At 69.4% G+C, this 19,434-nt stretch carries 25 protein-coding genes; 18 read left to right on the top strand and 7 right to left on the bottom strand.

The window, feature by feature from the left end:
* Nucleotides 1-65 precede the first annotated feature (65 nt).
* The 5 genes from P6F26_RS08270 to P6F26_RS08250 all read right to left on the bottom strand — a co-directional run bounded on the left by P6F26_RS08270 (nt 66) and on the right by P6F26_RS08250 (nt 4,357).
* The gene (locus P6F26_RS08270; RefSeq protein ID WP_278028195.1) at nt 66-1,541 is read right to left on the bottom strand and encodes a sodium:solute symporter family protein; all 1,476 of its coding nucleotides are present in this window, start codon (nt 1,539-1,541) and stop codon (nt 66-68) included.
* The gene (locus P6F26_RS08265) at nt 1,538-1,684 is read right to left on the bottom strand and encodes a hypothetical protein (protein WP_278028194.1); all 147 of its coding nucleotides are present in this window, start codon (nt 1,682-1,684) and stop codon (nt 1,538-1,540) included. Before P6F26_RS08265 ends, P6F26_RS08270 begins: the two co-directional genes overlap by 4 nt.
* Before the next feature lie 919 nt (nt 1,685-2,603).
* Nucleotides 2,604-2,804 (bottom strand): hypothetical protein, encoded by a 201-nt coding sequence (locus P6F26_RS08260; RefSeq protein ID WP_278028193.1) that lies wholly within the window; start codon nt 2,802-2,804, stop codon nt 2,604-2,606.
* A gap of 838 nt (nt 2,805-3,642) precedes the next feature.
* The gene (locus P6F26_RS08255) at nt 3,643-4,080 is read right to left on the bottom strand and encodes a hypothetical protein (RefSeq protein WP_278028192.1); all 438 of its coding nucleotides are present in this window, start codon (nt 4,078-4,080) and stop codon (nt 3,643-3,645) included.
* A gap of 124 nt (nt 4,081-4,204) precedes the next feature.
* Nucleotides 4,205-4,357, bottom strand: coding sequence for a hypothetical protein (locus P6F26_RS08250; protein WP_278028191.1), 153 nt, complete (start codon nt 4,355-4,357; stop codon nt 4,205-4,207).
* 165 nt (nt 4,358-4,522) lie between these two features.
* On the opposite strand from P6F26_RS08250, the gene P6F26_RS08245 reads away from it, so the two are divergent.
* The 18 genes from P6F26_RS08245 to P6F26_RS08160 all read left to right on the top strand — a co-directional run bounded on the left by P6F26_RS08245 (nt 4,523) and on the right by P6F26_RS08160 (nt 17,672).
* Nucleotides 4,523-4,951, top strand: coding sequence for a hypothetical protein (locus P6F26_RS08245; RefSeq protein ID WP_278028190.1), 429 nt, complete (start codon nt 4,523-4,525; stop codon nt 4,949-4,951).
* A 24-nt stretch (nt 4,952-4,975) separates the two neighbouring features.
* Nucleotides 4,976-5,350 carry a photoactive yellow protein gene (gene pyp / locus P6F26_RS08240; RefSeq protein WP_278028189.1) on the top strand — a complete coding sequence of 125 codons (375 nt, stop codon included), beginning with the start codon at nt 4,976-4,978 and terminating at the stop codon, nt 5,348-5,350.
* Between the two features lie 16 nt (nt 5,351-5,366).
* On the top strand, nt 5,367-5,966 hold the full coding sequence (locus tag P6F26_RS08235) for a hypothetical protein (RefSeq protein ID WP_278028188.1): 600 nt from the start codon (nt 5,367-5,369) through the stop codon (nt 5,964-5,966).
* On the top strand, nt 5,963-6,442 hold the full coding sequence (locus tag P6F26_RS08230) for a hypothetical protein (RefSeq protein WP_278028187.1): 480 nt from the start codon (nt 5,963-5,965) through the stop codon (nt 6,440-6,442). The genes P6F26_RS08235 and P6F26_RS08230 overlap by 4 nt, the downstream gene beginning before the upstream one ends.
* Complete coding sequence (pcl, locus tag P6F26_RS08225) at nt 6,439-7,686, top strand: 4-coumarate--CoA ligase (protein ID WP_278028186.1); 1,248 nt, start codon at nt 6,439-6,441, stop codon at nt 7,684-7,686. The genes P6F26_RS08230 and pcl overlap by 4 nt, the downstream gene beginning before the upstream one ends.
* Before the next feature lie 101 nt (nt 7,687-7,787).
* Nucleotides 7,788-8,726: an AAA family ATPase gene (locus P6F26_RS08220; RefSeq protein WP_278028265.1), complete on the top strand. Its 939-nt coding sequence runs from the start codon at nt 7,788-7,790 to the stop codon at nt 8,724-8,726.
* Nucleotides 8,723-8,947 carry a hypothetical protein gene (locus P6F26_RS08215; RefSeq protein WP_278028185.1) on the top strand — a complete coding sequence of 75 codons (225 nt, stop codon included), beginning with the start codon at nt 8,723-8,725 and terminating at the stop codon, nt 8,945-8,947. The genes P6F26_RS08220 and P6F26_RS08215 overlap by 4 nt, the downstream gene beginning before the upstream one ends.
* Nucleotides 8,948-8,957: 10 nt before the next feature.
* Complete coding sequence (gene gvpO, locus P6F26_RS08210) at nt 8,958-9,263, top strand: gas vesicle protein GvpO (protein ID WP_278028184.1); 306 nt, start codon at nt 8,958-8,960, stop codon at nt 9,261-9,263.
* Nucleotides 9,260-9,580: a gas vesicle protein gene (locus P6F26_RS19675; protein WP_278028183.1), complete on the top strand. Its 321-nt coding sequence runs from the start codon at nt 9,260-9,262 to the stop codon at nt 9,578-9,580. Before gvpO ends, P6F26_RS19675 begins: the two co-directional genes overlap by 4 nt.
* Nucleotides 9,577-10,209 carry an Hsp20/alpha crystallin family protein gene (locus tag P6F26_RS08200; protein WP_278028182.1) on the top strand — a complete coding sequence of 211 codons (633 nt, stop codon included), beginning with the start codon at nt 9,577-9,579 and terminating at the stop codon, nt 10,207-10,209. Before P6F26_RS19675 ends, P6F26_RS08200 begins: the two co-directional genes overlap by 4 nt.
* Nucleotides 10,206-10,973 carry a GvpL/GvpF family gas vesicle protein gene (locus tag P6F26_RS08195; protein WP_278028181.1) on the top strand — a complete coding sequence of 256 codons (768 nt, stop codon included), beginning with the start codon at nt 10,206-10,208 and terminating at the stop codon, nt 10,971-10,973. Before P6F26_RS08200 ends, P6F26_RS08195 begins: the two co-directional genes overlap by 4 nt.
* Nucleotides 10,973-11,206 carry a gas vesicle protein GvpG gene (locus P6F26_RS08190; protein ID WP_278028180.1) on the top strand — a complete coding sequence of 78 codons (234 nt, stop codon included), beginning with the start codon at nt 10,973-10,975 and terminating at the stop codon, nt 11,204-11,206. The genes P6F26_RS08195 and P6F26_RS08190 overlap by 1 nt, the downstream gene beginning before the upstream one ends.
* The gene (locus P6F26_RS08185; RefSeq protein WP_278028179.1) at nt 11,203-13,290 is read left to right on the top strand and encodes an AAA family ATPase; all 2,088 of its coding nucleotides are present in this window, start codon (nt 11,203-11,205) and stop codon (nt 13,288-13,290) included. Before P6F26_RS08190 ends, P6F26_RS08185 begins: the two co-directional genes overlap by 4 nt.
* Complete coding sequence (locus tag P6F26_RS08180; protein WP_278028178.1) at nt 13,287-14,897, top strand: GvpL/GvpF family gas vesicle protein; 1,611 nt, start codon at nt 13,287-13,289, stop codon at nt 14,895-14,897. Before P6F26_RS08185 ends, P6F26_RS08180 begins: the two co-directional genes overlap by 4 nt.
* A complete protein-coding gene (locus P6F26_RS08175; RefSeq protein WP_278028177.1) occupies nt 14,890-15,111 on the top strand; it encodes a gas vesicle protein in 222 nt (73 codons plus the stop codon). The genes P6F26_RS08180 and P6F26_RS08175 overlap by 8 nt, the downstream gene beginning before the upstream one ends.
* Nucleotides 15,108-15,701, top strand: a complete 594-nt coding sequence (locus P6F26_RS08170) for a hypothetical protein (protein ID WP_278028176.1) — start codon at nt 15,108-15,110, stop codon at nt 15,699-15,701. The genes P6F26_RS08175 and P6F26_RS08170 overlap by 4 nt, the downstream gene beginning before the upstream one ends.
* A complete protein-coding gene (locus tag P6F26_RS08165; RefSeq protein WP_278028175.1) occupies nt 15,698-16,036 on the top strand; it encodes a gas vesicle protein K in 339 nt (112 codons plus the stop codon). The genes P6F26_RS08170 and P6F26_RS08165 overlap by 4 nt, the downstream gene beginning before the upstream one ends.
* A gap of 58 nt (nt 16,037-16,094) precedes the next feature.
* Complete coding sequence (locus P6F26_RS08160) at nt 16,095-17,672, top strand: HAL/PAL/TAL family ammonia-lyase (RefSeq protein ID WP_278028174.1); 1,578 nt, start codon at nt 16,095-16,097, stop codon at nt 17,670-17,672.
* A gap of 11 nt (nt 17,673-17,683) precedes the next feature.
* Here the strand turns inward: P6F26_RS08160 and gvpA are convergent, their stop codons facing one another.
* Nucleotides 17,684-17,896 (bottom strand): gas vesicle structural protein GvpA, encoded by a 213-nt coding sequence (gene gvpA / locus P6F26_RS08155; RefSeq protein ID WP_278028173.1) that lies wholly within the window; start codon nt 17,894-17,896, stop codon nt 17,684-17,686.
* Nucleotides 17,897-18,042: 146 nt separating this feature from the next.
* Complete coding sequence (locus tag P6F26_RS08150) at nt 18,043-19,263, bottom strand: hypothetical protein (protein ID WP_278028172.1); 1,221 nt, start codon at nt 19,261-19,263, stop codon at nt 18,043-18,045.
* Nucleotides 19,264-19,434 lie beyond the last annotated feature (171 nt).

Raw genomic sequence — 19,434 nt, 5'->3', positions numbered from 1 at the left:
TCTGGTTCATGCGCCGCCGTTGAAACCGCGACACAACGACAGCCCTCGGCCGGCAGGGGCACGTCTTACCACGCACGATGCCGCGCCAGGTCCGCCGCGATCTCGGCCTCGAAATCCAGGGCGCCGGGCCTGGGCGAGGTGACGAGGCTGACGATCACGAACAGCGCGACGCTTGTTCCGGCCACCGAAAACGGCAGGGTCGGATCGAACACGCTCACGCCGAGGAAGATCGCAAGCACCGCGGCCACGCCCGCGCCCCCGAGGATCGACGCCAGTGCCCCCGCCGCCGTGCCCCGGCGCCAGAAGAAGGCGCCGACGATGGCGGGCACCGACACGATCAGGCCCGCCGCCGAAAGTGCCGCCAACTGGTCGACGATCGACGTCTGCCGCAGTGCGAAGTAGCTCGCGAACAGCACGACGGCCACGATCATCAGCCGTCCCGCGAGGATCTGGCGCGCGTCGCTGGAGGCGGTCTCGCGGCGCACGAGGTCGCGCGCGACCATCGCGCCCACGGTCAGCGCGATGGAATCGAGCGTCGAGATCGCCGCCGAGAGGATCCCCAGGATCAGCAGAAACGCCACCCACACCGGCACGACCCCCGACGAAAGCAGCGCGGGCGTCGCCATCGACGTGTTCTCCAGACCGGGCGCCAGCTGCAGCGCGGCAAGCCCCCAGACGACCGCGATCAGGGTGAACAGGAAACCGAAGCCCAGCACCCACAGGAGCATCCGGCGCATCGCGCGGAAATCCTTCAGGATGAAAAGCCGCTGGCTGACCTGCGGGTTCGAGAGCGCGAAGAAGAACCACGGAAAGGACAGTGCGACGAAGGTCGGCAGGCTCCACAAGCCCGGTCCCGGCACGCCCAGCCATTCGGGTTTCTCGGCCTGAAGCGTGCCGAGGAATGCCCCCGGCCCGCCCAGCGCCGAGACCGCGAAGCCAACCGCGAGAAGACCCGACACGAACATCACGACCGACAGCGCCGCATCGGTCCACGCCACCGAGCGCAGGCCGGCGACCAGAGCCCAGAACATGGCCAGCGCCGCCCCCGTCGCGACGGCCTGAAACAGGCTGATGCCGCCCCCCGTCACGCCCGACAGCAACAGGCCGATGCCGGCCATCTGCGTCGTGCAGTAGGGCAGGAGGAAGACGATGCCGACAATCGCCATGGCCCGCGCGACCGTGCGGCTGCCGTAGCGCGCGCCGATCATCTCGGCCGGCGAGATGAAGCCCCAGCGCCGCCCGACCAGCCAGAACCGGGGCGCGAACACGACCAGAAGCGACAGGCCGGCGAAATAGATCAGCTCGAACCCGAGCGCGCCGATCCCGCCCCGGTAGGTCAGGCCGGTCAGCACGACAAGCATGAAGGCCGAGTAGGTCGTGGCCGCGTAGGACAGGCCCGCGACCATGCCGCCGATGTTGCGCCCGCCGACATAGTAGTCGCCCGCCGTGCCCGTGTTCGCCCGCGCCGCGCGGATCGCGATCGCGACGCCAAGCGCCGCGAAGAGAGCGATGACCGTCCAGACGAGCGCAGGCGCGATCATGGCCTGTCCCTCCAGCGCAGCGCGCCAAGGACGACGAGGCCGATCACCACGATGCCGAAGACGAGCCAGAAGCCGAGAACGCCGAGGCCCGGCGACGGCCCCGCGAGAAGGCCGTAGGGCACGCCGACGCCCGCCAGTACCACGACCGCGACCGTCAGAAGCCAGAGCCTGCGTCCGGCGGGGCGCGCGTCTCGAGGATCAGGTGCGATGCCGCATCTCCCTTCAATGGCCGACGAAGTCCGTCCGGGGCGGACGATCTAGCAGCTTTCGCCGTTTTCGCAACATGGGGAGGCCACAGGCGGCGGGGTTTCGCACGATCACCCCGACGGCGGCTGTCACGAAGCCGTCTGCAGCGCGCGCGTGGAGGGAGGCCGGCCGGGGCGTCCGGCGCGGCGAACGGTGGTGGGGCGTGACGCCCCCTTGCGCGGTGCCTTCGCGACCGGCGCGGCGAGGGATGCCAAGGCGTCGTCGCCCGCCGGGTCGCATGGGGGCCTCGTGAGCGCATCTCGCCGCAAGCCTGCGGGGGCGTCTTGCGCGGCGTATCGCCCGGCGGGTCCTCCGCTCGAGCCGCGCAGACATACCGCGCGGTCCCGGCGCGCACGGTTCTTCTGCTGCAATGCCGCGCGGTGTGGCTGGGAATTGCCTTGTCATGGGTCCGCTCCGCCTCGACCGGGCTGGCCGGCACACGGCGCGTCTCGTTGTGCGCCTGCCGCAAGTGACTTCCGCGGAAGATAGGTCGTGGTGAAACGCAAGGCCTCGGGGCAAGGGGACGGGTCCTGGGACAGGTGACGGATACTGCCGGTGCCGCTTCGGCAGCCATTGCCTTTCCTTTTGGCGGAGGCCTCCGGAAAGACGCGCCATGAAGCTCAAGCGTCAGGTTTCCGCCGCGCAGCCGGATCGGCGTGTCTCATGGGCGCGACGCTCCCGCACGGATGCCCTGCGTCGCGAAACGATCGGGACTTGGCTCGCCTGGCACGGACGAACTGCTTCATCTTGAACGGGGCTTCTGTCAGTCCGGCCAGCCGTCGCCGTCCCTGCGGCCTCGCGACGTGGCGGAGAGCGTCAGGTCCTGTCCCGCGCGAAGGCGATCCAGTGGTCGAGGTCGAGAAGCTCGCCCACCAGTCCCAGCCTTTTCCGCAACCAGGCCGGGTCGGCCTTCGCGAGGTCGGCCAGCGTTCGGATCCCGCATTCGCCAAAAAGCCAGATCAGGCCCGGACCCGCACCCGGCAGACTGTCGAGATCGCTGCCTTCAGGCGGATCCACGGCATCGGTCGCGACCGTTCGGTCACTACCTTGCGCATCCGCACCCTGCGCATCCGCGGCGGTGGCGTTCCCAGCCCGGTCGTGCGTCGCGGGCGCATCGTGCGGCGTCCATTGCTGCCGTTGCGGATCGGGGGCTGAATTCGCAACGGGTGCCTCTTGGGGCGTGACGGCCGCCGCCTCCGTGGAAAGTGCGTTGGGGGTCGCGCCGGTCGATCCGGCGAGGGGTCGGGATGATGTATCGGGCGTCGTATCGGTTGAGGGGCCGGGCGCGGTAGCGCATTCGGGCGCGGAGGACGCGAGCGACGGCGCCCCGTGCGGCCCGGAACCGCAGGAAGACGGCGCTGATGCCCATGCCCGGGAAGCAGGGGGTTCCGGCGCGAGCGGCCCGGAGGCAGGCGATGTGGAAGCAGGTTCATCCTGCGTCTCCGAAGCCGGCGAAGACGGCGGGGAAGCCGCCTCATCATCCGCGGGAGCCCGGATCGTGGGGTGAAGTGCGACGATCTCGTCGCCGTCTTGTGCCGGCGCGGGCCCTGCAGGAGAGGGCCTTTGCCCCGCCGTGGCAATGGCGGTGGCCGCGCGCTCCCCTTGGGATCGCGCGATCGCGATCATCGCCTCCGGCGGCGGCGGGCCGAGCTCTCGTACGCGCCCGGCGTCGAGGCGGCATTCCGGCTCTTCGACGGTGAACGGCAGGGTGGCGGCGCCTGGCGCCTGCACGGCGTTCGCGTGGCGTTTCTTCAGGCGCGCCTCGCGAAGACGGGCAAGGTGTGCGCGCGTGGAACCACGCAGGTCCCGGCTGCGGCTGCGGCTGTCGGTTGGCAAGGCAGGCATGTCGGACCTTTCAATTCGCCGCACGGTCAAGCGCGGGCTGGAGCGTTTCGAAGGCAAGCCAGCGGTCGAGCGCCTTGGCTGCAAGGGCGCGGAAACGGCGCTCGTCGATGGCGAGGCGGCATTGCATCTCGATGATGTCGGCCAGGCTTTGCCCGCCGGCGCCGTCCGGCGGCGCGTCGAGATCCTGCGCGCGCATCCGGGCGCAGCGGTCCTCCACGGCGGCGAGAGCCCCCTCGATGTCGCGAACGATCAGGGAGGTGGGCTTCCACATGGCGTCCGGCTCGCTCAGGGCAACGACGAAATCCCGCTTCTCGCGGGTGCGCCGCGCCCAGAGCGTCAGGAAAAGCCGCGTCCCCGCGGGCGTCGGCGCCTCGACGTGGTCGAGACGCATTCCAAGGAAGCGAAGTGGCGGCGCACCGACCCTCTGGCACATCACGTCGTTCCACATGCGTATGAGATCCTCGGCGGGCGTGGGCGGGCAACGGGACGGCGCAAGAACGTGACGCGCCGACCCCCACCATAGGATCGGACCGGTTACTTCCCGGTAAACGGAGAACGCGATGCGGCCTGGTTCAGTGCCGAAGCGGCTGCACGAGGAACTGTGCGGCGGGGAAGAAGTCCGACAGGAAGTGGATCATGTCCGCGGCCTTCGAGGCGGTGTCGAAGGTGTAGACGAGGATGTCCGCCTCCCCGTCGCGCACGCGAAGCTCGACCGATCCAGTCATCCTTTTCACCCCTCTTGCGGTGTTGAACGCATCGAATCTTAGGCATTACCGCGCGGCTGTCGATCCCCCTGGAAAGGCTTTCTTGAGATTCTCCGCGCAAACGGGGTCCGTGCAGAAACATCTGTCGCCTAACCCGCCATTGCCGCCGAAAGGAGATCACTCCGGATGAAGCAAATTGGGCACCTCATCGAAGCCGATGGGCGCTACGAGTTCCGCCATCACGACATGGCGCTCGTCGTTCGCGGCGACCACCCCGAATGGGTCTTGCAGGCCGCCGCGGAGGTCATGTCGCAGACATGTCGCCTGGAGCTGGAGAGCAGGATCGACGAACTGAGTTCCCTCGTCGAATTCGAGGAAGCATCCGATCTCGACGTCGACAGCGCGAGGTTCCAGCACAGCACAAGGTTCGAGACGATCCCGCAATGCGTCGTCACCATGGGCAAGCTGGACTACCGCTGGGCCGCGCCCGAGGGGCGCGAGATCATGGGCGCGCGGTTCGACGGCCACACCGTCGCGCGCGTTCAGGACATGTCGCTGACCTACAACGACAGTTTTCTCAAGAACGTCGACGGCGTCGACACCTCCGAACAGTAAGCGCACTCATCAAGGACCAGAGCCATGGAAATCATCCCCTTCGGTAGCCAGGACGTCGACAACATTCTCGCCCGCGAGCCCCAGCGCGCCGAGTATCTGCCCTTCGGCGCGGTGCTGCTCGACCGCCAGGGCACCATCGTGAAGTACAACAAGGCCGAAAGCGCGATCGCCAACCGCAACCCCGACGAGGTGATCGGGCTGAATTTCTTCAACGAGGTCGCCCCCTGCGCCAAGGGCAAGCGCTTCCACGGGGAATTCCTGAAGTTCCACCAGACCGGGCAGATAAACGTCCTTTTCGACTACAAGTTCGCCTACAAGGGCGCGAATGTGGGCGTGAAGATCCACCTCAAGTCGCAGGCGGACGGGCAGCATTGCTGGCTCTTCGTCAAGCGCGCCTGAGCGGCATCGCCCCGGGATGACGCCGACCGTCTCCGCCCCTGATTGCGACGTGCGCCTGTCGGCGGAGCTGATCGCGCTCCTTCGGCAGGGCGCGACCTGGCGGCAAAAGCCGTCGCCCGGGTTTGCGGAGACATGCGGCGTGCCCGGGACGGACAGCCCCGGGCACGTCAAGAAGGGGCTGCAAGGCGCTGATTTTGCAGATGGGAGCGTTCCTCACGGGCGGCGCTTCAGCCTGCGCCGGGACGGTCGGCGTCCGATGCGTTTCTCCGGCCTTCTCGTGGCCTGCCAGGACGAGGTCGTCACATTGGCCGTGGATGACCGGACAGTCCCGGTGACCCGGTCCCTGGCGCTCTATGCCACGGATGTGGGCGGCACGGTCGCCCACGTGGTGTGCCGGCCGCCCGATGGGCACGCGGCGCACGCAGTGCACCGTGCGGCGATGCTCGACCGCCCGGCCGACCTCGCGGCCCTCCTGGCCTCGGCCGGTCCCGAAGCCTGCTTTGCGGTGTCGACCGCGCCGGTTCGCCGGCTCGGCGGCGCCCGCGACCAGAACGGTCCCCTCCAATCGGTCCTGAAAGACCATTCCTCACCTCGATCCGAAGGAACCCGACCATGACACACCCGCTTCCCGTCGATCATGGCTACCATGCCGGCCCGTCCGAAATGGCGTCCGTCGGCGCCGCCACACCCTTCCGCATCCGCCGCCTCGGCGCGCGTCCGCTCGTCTTCAAGGGCACCGAACTCGCCATGGCGATGAGCTTCACACCGCAGCTGCCCTATTGGTACGAGATCAACGTCTACCGTACCGACAGGCAGAAATTCGTCCTGTGCATCAAGCAGTTCTTCGTGGCCGAGAACGAAACGGACACCTCCGACGCATGGGAGTTCGAGACGCTTGCCGACGCGTTCGACGCGATCGAGGCCTACGACGCCGGCCGCGACGTGCGTTTCGAGCCGAACGACATCGCGCGTGCGCCCGCCGCCGAACTGGCTGCGCGCGCGATGTCGTTGCGCTCCGAAGTGGAGGCCGCGCGCGCGCATTTCGCGGGGCTCGCGGGCGAACTTTTCCAGGACCTGGAAGAGGCCGCTTGAACGTCTCCGCCGCGCACCTGCTGCCCGCAGCGGACCCGACGGCCTCGATGCTCGGCGCGCCCCAGGTGCGCCGGGTCATCGTGTCGCTGACTGCGGCATTCCAGGAAGAGCAGCTCCGGCAGGGCAGGATGCCGAGGCGCGCCTTCATAGGCTCGCTCGCCGCCGGACGCCCGCCGGAGGCGCTCGACACCCTGACGATCGACGAGGCCGGGCTGGGCCTCGACAGTCTCGCCGTCATCGACCTCGTGACCCGCCTCAACATCTTCTTCGACCTTCAAGAGACCGGAATCGAGGACTTTCTTTTGGTTCAGCGCAGCCTCGGCGAATGGGTCTCACTGCTGGTCTGGCACTTGTCCCGAGTGGGCGACGGGGCACGCATCACGTTCGAGACATCCGGCAGCACCGGCGCGCCGAAACGCGTCAGCCATGCCGCCGCCAGTCTCGAGAGCGAGGTGGACGCGCTGCTTGCGGGCGCGCTTCGAGGCATGTCGACAGGGGCGCGCGTGCTCTCCGCCGTGCCCGTGCACCACATCTACGGTTTCCTGTGGAGCATTCTTCTGCCCTTCCGGGCCGGCTGGCCCGCGCTGGACTTGCCGCCCGGCGCGCCCGGCGCCGCAATTCGGAACGCGCGACCGGGTGACGTGGTTCTCGGGACCCCCTTCACCTGGGACCGGATCGCGGCCTTGGACCGGACCTTCCTGCCGGGCGTGACCGGTGTCTCGTCAGGCGGCCCGGCGACGGCTTCCACCTGGAAGGCATGCCGTGAAACCGGTCTTACGCGAATGGTCGAGGTCTATGGCTCGAGCGAGACGGGCGGGATCGGCTGGCGGGACGACGGGACAGCGCCCTTCAGGCTGATGGGCGACATCTGCAGGCAGGCCGGCGACCTCGTGCGTCCGGCGGCGGGTCCTCTGGCGATGCAGGACCGCCTCGTCTGGCATGGTCCCGCCGAATTTGCGGTCGCCGGACGTCTCGACGCGATCGTGCAGGTGGCCGGCACCAATGTCGATCTTCGCGCACTGCGCGACCTGATCGAGGCGCAGCCCGGCGTGAGGGAGGCCGCAGTGCGGCTGGACGGCGAGAGGCTCAAGGCCTTCGTCGCGACCGCGCCCAGAGGGCGGGCGGACCTGGAAAACCGACTTCGGCAAGCAATGCTTGCGCTGCCTGCTCCTGCACGGCCCGACAGGTTCAGTTTCGGTTCCGAGGTGCCACGCACCGCGTCGGGCAAGCTGTCCGACTGGTGAGGTCTGCAAGATGCCGGCGCTTCCTGCATTAAGCCTTCCTCAAGCAGAATCGGCGCAAGGTCCGTTGGAGAAGATCCTGAACCGGGAAGAATTCCGTGACCATGCCGAAAGACGCCATATCCCGGACGCCCTCCGTCGCCGCGAACGTGGTTGACACGCCGTGGCAAGGCCTCTCGCGCAGTGACCGCTTCTTCGAGAATGCAGCCATCCGCGTCTTCATCGACCGGGCGTCGGTCTATGCGGCCGCAGGCGTGCCGCTGCACCTCACGGGCCCGGCCGGCATGGGCAAGACGTCCTTCGCGCTGCGTATCGCCGGTGAACTCGGGCGCCCGGTGTCCTTCATGTCCGGCAACGACTGGCTGACCGCCCAGGACTTCATCGGCCGTGAAATCGGCAGGTCGGAAAGCACCATGGTGGACAAGTATGTCCAGAGCGTGCGCCGCACGGAAACCTCCACAAGGCTAGACTGGGAGGACGCCATCCTCGCGGTGTCGATGCGCAAGGGCTACACGCTCGTCTACGACGAGTTCACCCGCGCTTCGCCGCAAGCGAATTCGGTCCTTCTTCCCGTCATCGAGGAAGGCGTGCTCGTCTCGACCGATCGGGCCAGTCGGCAGACCTACATCCACGCGCACCCCGATTTCCGGATCATCCTGACGTCGAATTCCAGCGACTACGTCGGCGTGAACGGCGCACCGGACGCGCTGGTGGACCGGATGGTCACCTTGCGCCTGCCGCAGCCATCGGTCGATACGCTCGCCGGAATAGCCTCGAGCCGCAGCGGCCTGGACCCGGCCACCTGCGCCCGGATCGTCCGGCTCGTCGCCGCACACCACGCCGGGGTCGATCCGGAAAAAGCCTCTTCGTTGCGGTCGGTCGTCCTCACCGCACGGATCGCGGCCGCGCGCGTCATCGCGGGCGGCCTTGAGGACGCGGATCTCGCGGCCATCGCGGGCGACGTGCTGCGCGGCCGCGGCGTCGCCGTCAGCGACGGCGAACTCGAGGCGAGCCTCTCCCTTTTCGCGGAGCACGACCGATGAAGCGTCCCAAGATCGCCATGACGCGGTCACCGCGCGCCGCGCGCGCCGGCGTCGCGCGAAACCGGAAAGAAGCGGCCATTCAGCTCGTCAGGCTGGAATTCGACATGAGCCGTCTCCGCCGTGCCATCGAGGCGGCCGAACGGCGCTCGGCCGCGGATCGGTGCGACTATGACGAAAAGGACCGGCAGCGCCGGTCCCTCATGCGGATCCTGAACCAGTAGGAAGATGCAGATGGAACAGCCAATGCAGGAGCGGTTCAGGACCCGTGAACCGGCACAGTTCACCATCGGGGAGATGATGGAGCGCGCCAAGGCGGAGATCGGCGCGATCACCGATCTGCCCGTGCTTTCCGTGATCCGCTCGGGACGCAGCACCGATGGCGGCTGGACGGTGGAGCTCGAACTCCTCGAGAGCGCGGCGCGCATGGGAGACAACGACCTGCTTGCAGCCTACGAGATCCACTTCGACTCTTTCGGGGAAATGTCGGGGATCAACCGGCTCGGACGGTATCACCGCGAGGATGCGGGCGCGCGATGACACTCCAGGTCCAGAGCCCGATCCACGGCGACAGTCTGGCCGACGTGCTGGAGCGCATCCTTGACAAGGGCATCGTCATCGCGGGCGACATATCGGTGTCGCTCGTCGGGATCGAGCTTCTGTCGATCAGGTTGAGGCTGCTGATCGCCACCGTCGACAAGGCGAAGGAGCTTGGCATCGACTGGTGGGAGAACGATCCGCGCCTGTCCTCGCGCGCCGGGGCGACCGGGACGGAGAACGCGGAGCTTCTGGAACGGATCGCCGGCCTCGAGCGGGCGATGACCAAGATGACCGACTTGCGGGAGGACCTTGGATGACGAAGTCACGAAAGTCCCCGCTGGGGGATGTCGGCGACGCCCTGGACGAAAGGCTAGGGGGGCTCCTCGGCGAACTCGGAAGCGCGCTGGGAGAGGTCTTCGACCGGCTCGACCGCCTCGGCGAGGGGGAGATCCTGCGCGAGCGCAGCTTCGAGATGCCGCAGGGCGCGGTTCGGGCAGGGATCCGGGTGCGCGTTGGCGGCCTAGCCGGCGCATCCTCGCGGCAGAACGCACCGGGGGAACGCCCGGTCGATCGCCCGCTGCGCAAGGGTGCTGGTGCCGGGATCCGCCCCGCACCGGGACGCGCGGCGCCCGGGCCCGACGGGCGCGGGGACGAACGCCAACCCGCACCCGAGGCGCCAGGGCGCGAGCCCGTCCGTCCCGTCGAGGCGACAATCCTCGCGGCTGGTGGCGGCTGGACCCTCGTGGCGGACCTGCCCGGGGTGGCGGAGGGCGACGTGGCGCTGCGGGACGGCGAGGATGGCGCGTCGCTCGTGGTGGAGGCACAGGGCCGCGGGCGGCGATACCGCGGGGAATTCGACCTGCCCGCCGGGCTGCGCGCCGCGGACCTGACGGTGAGCCTCGTGAACGGAATACTTGAACTGCGTGGAAAGGTCGGCGCGCCATGATATACCTCTATGGTCTCCTCGCGCCCGGTGCGGCGCCCGACGCGGCGGCGCTCGCCCAGGCGGACGGGGTCACGGGGCCGGTCCGGGTCGCCGCAACGCCTGTCGGATACCTGATCTTCGGCGATGCGCCGGCGCGTGACATCCTGCCCAAGCGGCGGGCCCTGCTCGCCCATGCGCGCGTGCTGGAGCGCTGCCAGGAACATGGCGCGCTTCTTCCGATGCGCTTCGGCATGGTGGTCGAGGACCTCCAGGAAATCATCGGCACGCTCGCGGGGAACGCGGATGCGCTCACCGCCCGCCTCGCCTTCGTCGAGGGCCATGCCGAATTCGGTCTGCGGGTGAATTTCTCGCGAAAGTCGGCGCTCGAGGCCACGCTCGCCGCCGATCCCGCACTGGCCGCCGATCGACGGCGGCTCCTGTCCCACGCCCGGCCGCCGCATTTCGCGACCGCCGAGTTCGGCCGCCGCTTGGCCGAGGCGCTCGACAGGCGGCGCGGGGCCGTCCAGAAATCGCTCGCCGCTCGGCTGGCGCCGCTCTGCCGCGCCCATGTGCTGGCGACGCCCGAGGACGACGTCCAGGTCCTGCACATGCACGCGCTCGTGCCCCCGGCGCGGGCGGAGGGCATCGCGCGGCTGGCCCAGGAGACCGCCGCGATGTCCGGCTTCGCCCCCGATGCCGAGCCCGAGATCCGGCTGGTGGGACCGGTCCCGCCATTCAACTTCGTGCAGTTGACCCTTGAGACGGCGCGCTCGGTGGCGGCCTGATGGGATTGCTGCGAAAGATCCTGACCCTTCCGGTCAGCGCGCCCGCCGATGGCGTGGTCTGGCTTGCCGCAAGGATCGCCGAAGCGGCGGAGGCCGAGAGAAACGATCCGTCGCTCCTGCGCGAGGCGCTCGTCGACGCCGAGGCGAAGCTCCTTTCCGGGGAGCTCGGGGAGGACGAGTATGATGCGATCGAGACCGATCTTCTGCTGCGCCTGAGGGCGATCCCGGAATGACGGCGGCATTCAGGTTCATCGCCGAGGGGAAGGCGTCGCGCGGTCTCGTCCGGCTCAGTCCGGGCCGGATGGCCGCGCTCGGAATTTCACCGGGCGATACGGTGTCCTTGACGGCGGCGCGGCGCACCCATGCGCGGGCGGTCCCCGCGGCGGTCCCGGACGGGGATCTTCATGCCGACCACATCGTCCGCTGCAACGCCGGCGCCGCGCCGGAGGGCGAGGTCACGGTCGCAGCGGCCCCTCTGGATCCGCTTGAGGAAGTGCGAATCCGCCTGGAGGGTCCCGTGTCGTCGCGCCCCGAGGACGTGTTGGAGGCGCTGTTCGACATGGCGCTGAGCGTCGGCGACAAGGTGCATGTCCCGATGCCGGGCGGCCGTGCCACCGCGGGCGAGGTGCGCGCGGCGCGCCCGTCGGGCGCGGGGCTCGTGACCGCGGGGACCGTCATGGCCCTTGAGACGCCGCCCGGGGCGCCGCAGGGCTACCAGGGCATCGGTGGCCTGACCGAGGAGATCGCCCGCGTCCACGAGGTGATCGCCGCGCCCCTGCTGCGGCCCGACCTCTTCGACCGGCTCGGGATCTCGCCGCCGCGCGGGGTCCTGTTTCCAGGTCCGCCGGGCTCGGGCAAGACGCTGCTCGCCCGCGAGATCGCCAACATGACACGGGCGACCTTCTTTCAGATCTCGGGCCCCGAGATCGTCTCGAAGCACTACGGCGAGAGCGAAAGCGCGCTCCGGCGCGTCTTCGCGGCGGCGGCCAAGCAGGCGCCGGCCATCGTCTTCATCGATGAGATCGACGCCATCGCCCCCCGCCGCGACGACCTTTCGGGCGACAGGCAGGTCGAACGCCGGATCGTCGCGCAATTGCTGACGTTGATGGACGGCCTGTCCGCCCGCGGGCAGGTCGTCGTGATGGCGGCGACCAACCTGCCGGATGCCCTGGATCCGGCCCTGCGGCGACCCGGACGCTTCGACCGCGAGATCGCCTTCGCGCCGCCGGCGCCGAGCCAGCGCGCCGAGATCCTCCGCGTGCACCTGTCCCTCGCGCCACTCGCCGCCGACGCCGACCTGGACCGCATCGCGCAGGCGGCACATGGCTATGTCGGCGCCGATCTCGCCGCGCTGGCGCGGGAGGCGGCCGTGGCCGCGCTGTCGCGCGCCATCGCGGACGCCGGTGGCGAGGAGCATGTCGACGCCTCCAGCCTCCATATCGAGCAGAGCGATCTCGAACACGGGCTTGCCGTCACGGCGCCAAGCGCGTTGCGCGGATCGGCGGGGCAGGTGGGGGCGACGGGAATGGCGGATATCGGCGGCCTCGACGAGGTGAAGCTGCGCCTTCGCCGCGCCGTGGAATGGCCGCGGATGCAGGCCGACGCGCTCGAACGGTTCCGCGTGGCGCCCGCGCGTGGCATCCTGCTTACGGGGCCGCCCGGCTCGGGCAAGACGCTGATCGCGCGCGCCCTTGCCGCCGATGTCGGCCTGAACTTCGTGCCCGTGCGGGCGACTGACCTGCTGACCCGGCATTTCGGGGAGGCGGAGCGCGCGATCGCGCGGCTGTTTGCGACCGCGCGGCAGACGGCGCCGACGCTCCTTTTCTTTGACGAATTCGACGCGATCGCCCCACGCCGCGGCGACAGGGACGCCGTCCTGAACCGCATCGTGGCGCAGATGCTCGTCGAACTTGACGGTATCGCGGGGCGCGACGACATGGTGGTGCTCGCGGCCACGAACCGCGCGGCCGCGATAGACCCCGCCCTGCTGCGTCCCGGCCGCTTCGACGAAGTGATCGAGTTCCCGGTGCCCGACGCCGAGGCGCGCCGCGCGATCCTCGGCGTGCACCTTGCGCGGCGGCCGCTGGCCGCGAACGTCGACCTTGCGGACCTGGCCCGCGCGACCGATGGCGCCTCGGGCGCCGACCTGGCCGAGATCGCCGCGGCGGCCGCGCGAGACGCGGCCATCCGTCAGATCGCGACCGGCCGCCCTGACGCGATCTCGCGGGAGGATCTGGAACACCGGATCGCCTCGTGGAAGGTGCTGCGAAAGCTGCGCCGAACCGACTTCATCGCAGGCAAGGACGAGGGCGCATGAGCGTAGACACCATCATCGCGATCATGTCGGACGAAGAGGCGCGAGGCCTGCCGCCCGGCCTCGATGCCGTGGCGCAGGCGGGCTTCGCGGCCATCTACGCCCCGCTTGCGCGCAGGGTGGTTCCGACGCGCCGCGGGATCGCGCGCTCGGCGGCGGAGCGCCAGGAATGGCTGGAACGCCTGATGCGCTTCGGAACGGTTCTGCCGATCCTGCCCGGGCACATCGTGCAATTGGCCGAGGCGCCCGCCATGCTGCGCGCGAACCGTGTCTTTCTCGGGCGGCAACTGGCGCGGCTGGAGGGCAGGGTCCAGTTCCAGGTGACCCTTACGATGGACGAGGCGCCGGATGGGGGTCGCTTCGCCGGACATCCCGGAGCCTTGGGACGCGCCCGCGACAGGGATGGCATTTCGGCCGCGCTCCTGTCGATCCTCGTCGACGCCCTCGAGGCCGAATGCGAGGAGGTGCGCGCCTTGCCCCGCCATGCCGGCCTCGTGGCCAATCTTGTCCTGCTGCTTGCGCGGTCGGCCGAGGGTCGGGTCGAGGATGCGATCGCGGCGATCGACGCGCTGTGGCCCGAGGGGCTGCGGTTCCGCATCGTCGGACCGTCGCCCGCCGTTTCCTTCGCCAGCGTCGCGCTTCAGCGGTTCGGGACGCAGGACCTCAAGGCTGCCCGGCGGCTCCTGGACGTTCCGCCGGACGCCAGCGAGGCCGACATCGAACGGGCGAGGTCGACCCGCCTTCGGGCGTCTGGCGCGCTTGCCCCCGATGCCATCCGGCTCGCGGCCGAGATCCTCACGCTGGGGGGGGGCGGCGGGCAAGGCGCTCGGACCGGTTCACCGCGCCAGTCTCTGGTCGGAGGGGATGGCCGCAGGCGGCGGGCCCGTACTGGGCGAGGTGGCGTGATGGCGCTTCTGCTCATCGGGGTGCTTCCAAGCGATGCGGCGCGGGCGCGGGGCGCGCCACCGCACCGCCGCATTCCTTGCGCGCAATGGGATGCGCTTGCGTTTTGCGTGGAGGATGGCCCCGCCCGGGACGAGGAGGCGCGGATCGTCGACTGGGCGACGAGGCAGAACGCCGTCCTCACCAGCCATGTGGCATCTGCGGATGTCCTGCCCGTGAAGATCGGCGCCGTCTTTTCCGGATCGCGTGCCCTGCGCGCCCATGTCGATGCGCTCTCGCCTCATCTCGGCGGGCTGGCCGAACGCCTGGCGGGCTGCGTGGAATACGCTGTTCAGGCTGTTCCCGGCGCGGAAAGCGCGGTCGAGGCGCCGCGCCCGGAGGGCGTCGACGGATCGGCCTTCCTGCGCCTGCAACGGGATCGGCGCGACCTTCGCGCCCGGAACGGTGCGCGACAACGCAGCTTCGTCGAAGATCTGGCCAAGGGGCTTCCCGCGCTCGGGCGAGGGATCCGGCGCAATGACGTCCGCCAAAAGGCCGCCGTGGCCGACTGGGCCGTCCTGGTGGAGCGCGGCGGCGAGGCGAGGCTCGTCGCGGGACTTGCCTCCTGGGATCGAAGGGCGCGCGCGATGGGCCTTGCGCTGCGCGTCATCGGGCCATGGCCCGCGTTCAGCTTTCTCGGTGCCGGACCGGAGGCGGCCGATGGCTGAGGGCGGTTTCGATCTTTCCTTCGCCACGCCATCGGACGCGCTGTCCGCGACCGATGGGCGGCTCGTCGACGTCGTGGATCGATTGCTCGATGCGGGCGTCGTTCTCAGGGGCGAGGTCTGGCTGACGGTTGCCGATGTCGACCTCGTGTTCCTCGGGGTCGACCTGGTGCTTGCGAACCCGGACGCCATCGGCAGGTCGGGGCGTCCGGGATGAACCATGTCCTCGGCTTCACCGATACCGGCGCGCGGGCAGCACCTTTCGCCGTGCTGGAGCTGTTCGGCGTCGGGGTGCTTGTGGTGCCGTCCGGCGGCGGGCGAAGCGCGAGAGAGCGGCTTGCGCTTCAGGTCCACTGCAGCGAGGCCCTCGAGAGTTTTCTGCCTATCGCCCCGGCTTGCCCCGTTCCGTCGGACGCGCTGGAGCGATCCCTGTACGCGCGCGCGGACGAGATCGCGCGCCAGCTCGAGCGCGTGCGCGGCAAGGTGCAGGTGACGATCCAGTGCCACGATGACGCGCCTGCGCGTGCGGATCGCGCCGATGTATGGTTGCAGGCGCGTGCGAGGTGGCGATCGCGGCACCGTAACGCGCTCGACATGCTGGCCGCATGTTGCCGCAGGCTCGGCGCGGAGGCCGTCGCGGCCTCGCCGAACCGTCTAGACGTTCTCTGCGCGCGGGCGCGCCTCGGCGAGATGCTCGGCGGTCTGGGCTCCGCCGACATGGCGCCGGAGGGCCCGGGTCGCCTCGGGGTCACCGTGACCGGCCCGTGGCCCGTTTTCGCGTTCGTCACGGAGGCAGCGACATCATGATGATCGGTGACACGGAGATGAAGCTTGGGCCCGACGACATCGCGCGGGCGCTTGGCGCCCTGACAGATCCAGCGGGACGCGTCCGGATAGAGCCCGAAACGGTGGAACAGGATCTCGCGCGGCTGGTGCTCGCCCTCATGGAGTTCCTGCGACAACTGATGGAAACGCAGGCCATCCGCAGGATGGAGAACGGCACGCTGTCCACCGACCAGGAGGAGGCGCTTGGCCGGACGCTGATGCGCTCGGAGGCGGCGATCCATGACATGGCTGCACGCTTCGGCCTCGCGCCGGGCGATCTTTCGATCGGCCTCGGGCCGCTGGGGCGCAGCATCTAGCAGGGCGGGCCCGGTCACGGCCGGGGCGCGCCGCATGTGGAACAGGGGGGGGAACGAGATGCCCGACGACACGCGGCGCGGCCGCGACGAGATCGCCATCGATCGCGAGATTGGCCTTGCGCAGGCCTACGCGATCGCCACCGGTGCTGCGTCGCCGCAGGTTGCGCCCGAGGCGCGAGACCGCTGCCGGGCCTCGCATCGGCGGCTCGGGGCCACGATCGCCGCGCGCCGGCATGTGTATGGACTGACCACGGGTTTTGGCCCATTGGCCGACCGCCTTGTCGATCCGGGCGACGGTGTTCTCCTGCAGCAGAACCTGATCCACCATCTCGCCAGCGGCCAGGGACCCGATTTCGCGTGGGACGAGGCGCGGGCGATCGCGCTTGCGCGGCTGATGTCGATCCTGCAGGGCCTTTCCGGCGCGTCGGAAGCGAGCATCGACGCGCTCGTGAGCCTGTTGCGCTCGGACCTGGCCCCCGCGATTCCGAGCCGCGGCACCGTGGGCGCTTCGGGCGACCTCACGCCCCTGTCGCATCTCGCGCTCTGCCTGCAGGGCCGGGCCGACTTTCTCACGAGGTGCGGGCGAAGGATCGATGGCGCCGCTGCGTTGACGGCATTGGGGCTCGCGCCCCTCGACCTCGAACGGCGCGACGGGCTGGCCCTCGTGAACGGCACATCCGCAATGACCGGCGTCGCGCTCTGCAACGCCGTCCGCGCGCGGCGCCTCGCGGAATGGTCGATCGCGCTGACCGCCGGCCTTGCCGAGGCGATGGCCGCGCGGTTGGAAGCCTGGGACATGGCCTTCGCCGACGCGAGGCCCCATCCGGGACAAAGGGCTGCGACGTCCGCCCTTCTCGCGAGGGTCGCGGGCGCGTCTCGGCTGGTGGTCGCGCCCATCGCGGCGCGTGAACTGCGCCCTGACGAGAACGGGCAGGAGGCCCGGATCGGCCAGGACGCCTATACGATCCGTTGCGCGCCCCAGGTGATCGGCGCGGTGCTCGACACGCTGGATTGGCATGACGCCGTCGTTCTGCGGGAGCTTAGTTCCGTCACCGACAACCCGATCTTTCCCGAGGACCGCGAGGTGCCGGCGCTGCACGGCGGCAATTTCATGGGCCAGCACGTCGGTCTGGTATCCGATTCGCTGGCGAATGCCGTGACGGTGCTGGCCGGTCTTGCCGAGCGCCAGGTCGCGCGCCTCACCGACGAGAGGCTCAACAATGGCCTGCCTGCGTTCCTTCACATGGGCCGGGCCGGCCTGAATTCGGGGTTCATGGGCGCCCAGGTGACGGCGACCGCCATTCTTGCGGAAATGCGAAGCCGCGGACCCGCATCCATGCATTCGATATCGACGAACGGGGCCAACCAGGATGTCGTGTCCATGGGCACCGTCGCCGCCCGCATCACGGCCGCCTCCATCGAAGATGCCGCCACGATCCTGGCAATCCTGGCGCTGACGGTCACGCAGGCGATGGACATCCTTGACGAGCGCGCCGAAGGCGGGTTTTCCCCGTCCGCTCAGACCGTTCGTGGCTTCGTGCGCATCCGGTCCGATCGACTTGCGGCCGACCGCCCCTTGGGGGAGGAGATCGCGACACTTGCCAGGGCGCTGTGCCGTCACTCTCCTCCCGCCTAGGCGTCTTGGGTTCAGGCGCTTGCGGGGTCCACGGTAAGGCCCACGGCCTCGGCGTATTTCAGCCAGCTTTCGATGGAGGCGACGACGGCGCGCACCTCGATCGCGATCAGTTCGATGCCGACGAGCGACACGCGAACGAAGGCATCGACGACGACGCCCTTGTCGAGAATCCGGTCGATCACTTCCGCGATCGAAGCGGATGCCACACTTTTTTCGATAGCCATGTCCAAATCCTTGTCTTGACATACAGAGGGGCCGCCAGGACGGCCGTCACCACTTAACGGAAGAACCGCTAACGGCGGGTTGAGGGATCCGGAACGTGGGGCTTTTTCGATACTTTCCCGTGTTGTCCAGTTGGTGAGGTCAGGCTTCAAGCCGCCGGACCGGCGCGGCGCGCGGCATCGGCGAGCAACTCGGCCAACGCGAGGCGCGACTGACGTTCCGTCCCGGTCATCAGGTCTCGCCGTGCATCGACCCCGTTCGCCGCAATCTCGGCCCTGAGCGCGCCAATCGCCTCTTCGATACGCGCCAGCATGGCGGTCTGGGCTTGCGGCCAGACCGTCTCCAGCCGCTTTGCAAGTGCCGCGTCGCGAGCGGCCGCGGTCGCCAGCGCGCGCTCCACGCGGGCGAGGTGCGCCGTCATCTTGCGGTCGAGCCTTGGAAGCGCCTGGTCGCGGGACCCCGGAAAGGCGGCGTCGCTTCGGTCCAGCCGCTCCGCGACGCGATCGGCGATTCGATCGATCAGATGACCGGGGATGTCCGCAGTCTTCGCTCGCGCCTCGTCGGGAGGCGGGTGGGCGCGCGAGGCCGCGACTGCTTCAAGCCGCTCCGCAAGACGGATTTCCACCCGCGTACGGGCGTCGTTCAGGGCGTCTGCGATCGACGTAAGGTGCGTGCAGGCCGCCTCCACCTGGTCCGGTCCCACGCGCGCCTCCTGCGCGGCCAGCCTGTCGCCGATGCTCGAGAGCTTCGCGTCGATGTGGGCGAGCCCCTCGTCCTGCCGCCGCGCGAGCGTCGTGAAGGCCGCGAAGAGGCGTGCCGCGGCCCCGGTCGCCGCGCTTTCCTGCAGGATTAGCGGTGCGGCGGCGATCCTGATGCGGTCGGACAGCGCGTCGATGCGACCCTCGAGCGCCGCGATCCGGGCGGCCAGGTCGACTGCATCGACGCAGGTTGAGGCCGGCGGGGGTCCCGGCGGCGCGGACGTCATGCCCCGGCCCTGCGCGTCGGAGGCGCCCGTCGCCCCGTCCGGGGAAGTTGCGTCGGGTGGGGCAGGCGGACCAACGGCGGCTGCTATGGACGTGGCGAGGTCTTTGACCACGATCTCCAGGCGGTCGATGGAAAGCCGCGTCGTATGGGCCGCCAGCGCGTCGATCCGCTCGACATATTCGTTCAGGGTGAACTCGATCATCTCGATACGGTCGCCCAGAACCTCGATCCGCGCATCCTCGGCGCCGCCGTGCAGGGGGCGGAGAGATCCCGACGCGCGCCGTGCCCTCGACCGCGCCAGAATCGCGGCCTTGAGGGTCGCCGGAAGGGGTCCGTCGGCCGCCACCGCTCCGCCCCTTGTCGAGCTGATCTCTCCTGCGGTCACGGGCGGATCTCCAGATAGGCGGACGGATCCTTCCTAACCCATACCCGTTAACGATCCCTTGCACGCACGCGATACCCTGCGTTCGCCGCGTTCTTCGGCTGGCGCAATGAAATCTTCAGACATCGAGCGATATCAGCGACGGCGGAACCGGGGTGAACAGCGAGGGTGAAA

It is taken from the genome of Roseicyclus salinarum, assembly GCF_029624655.1.
Classification (GTDB): Bacteria; Pseudomonadota; Alphaproteobacteria; order Rhodobacterales; family Rhodobacteraceae; genus Roseibacterium; species Roseibacterium salinarum.
This window is presented reverse-complemented; position numbering and strand designations above follow the sequence as displayed.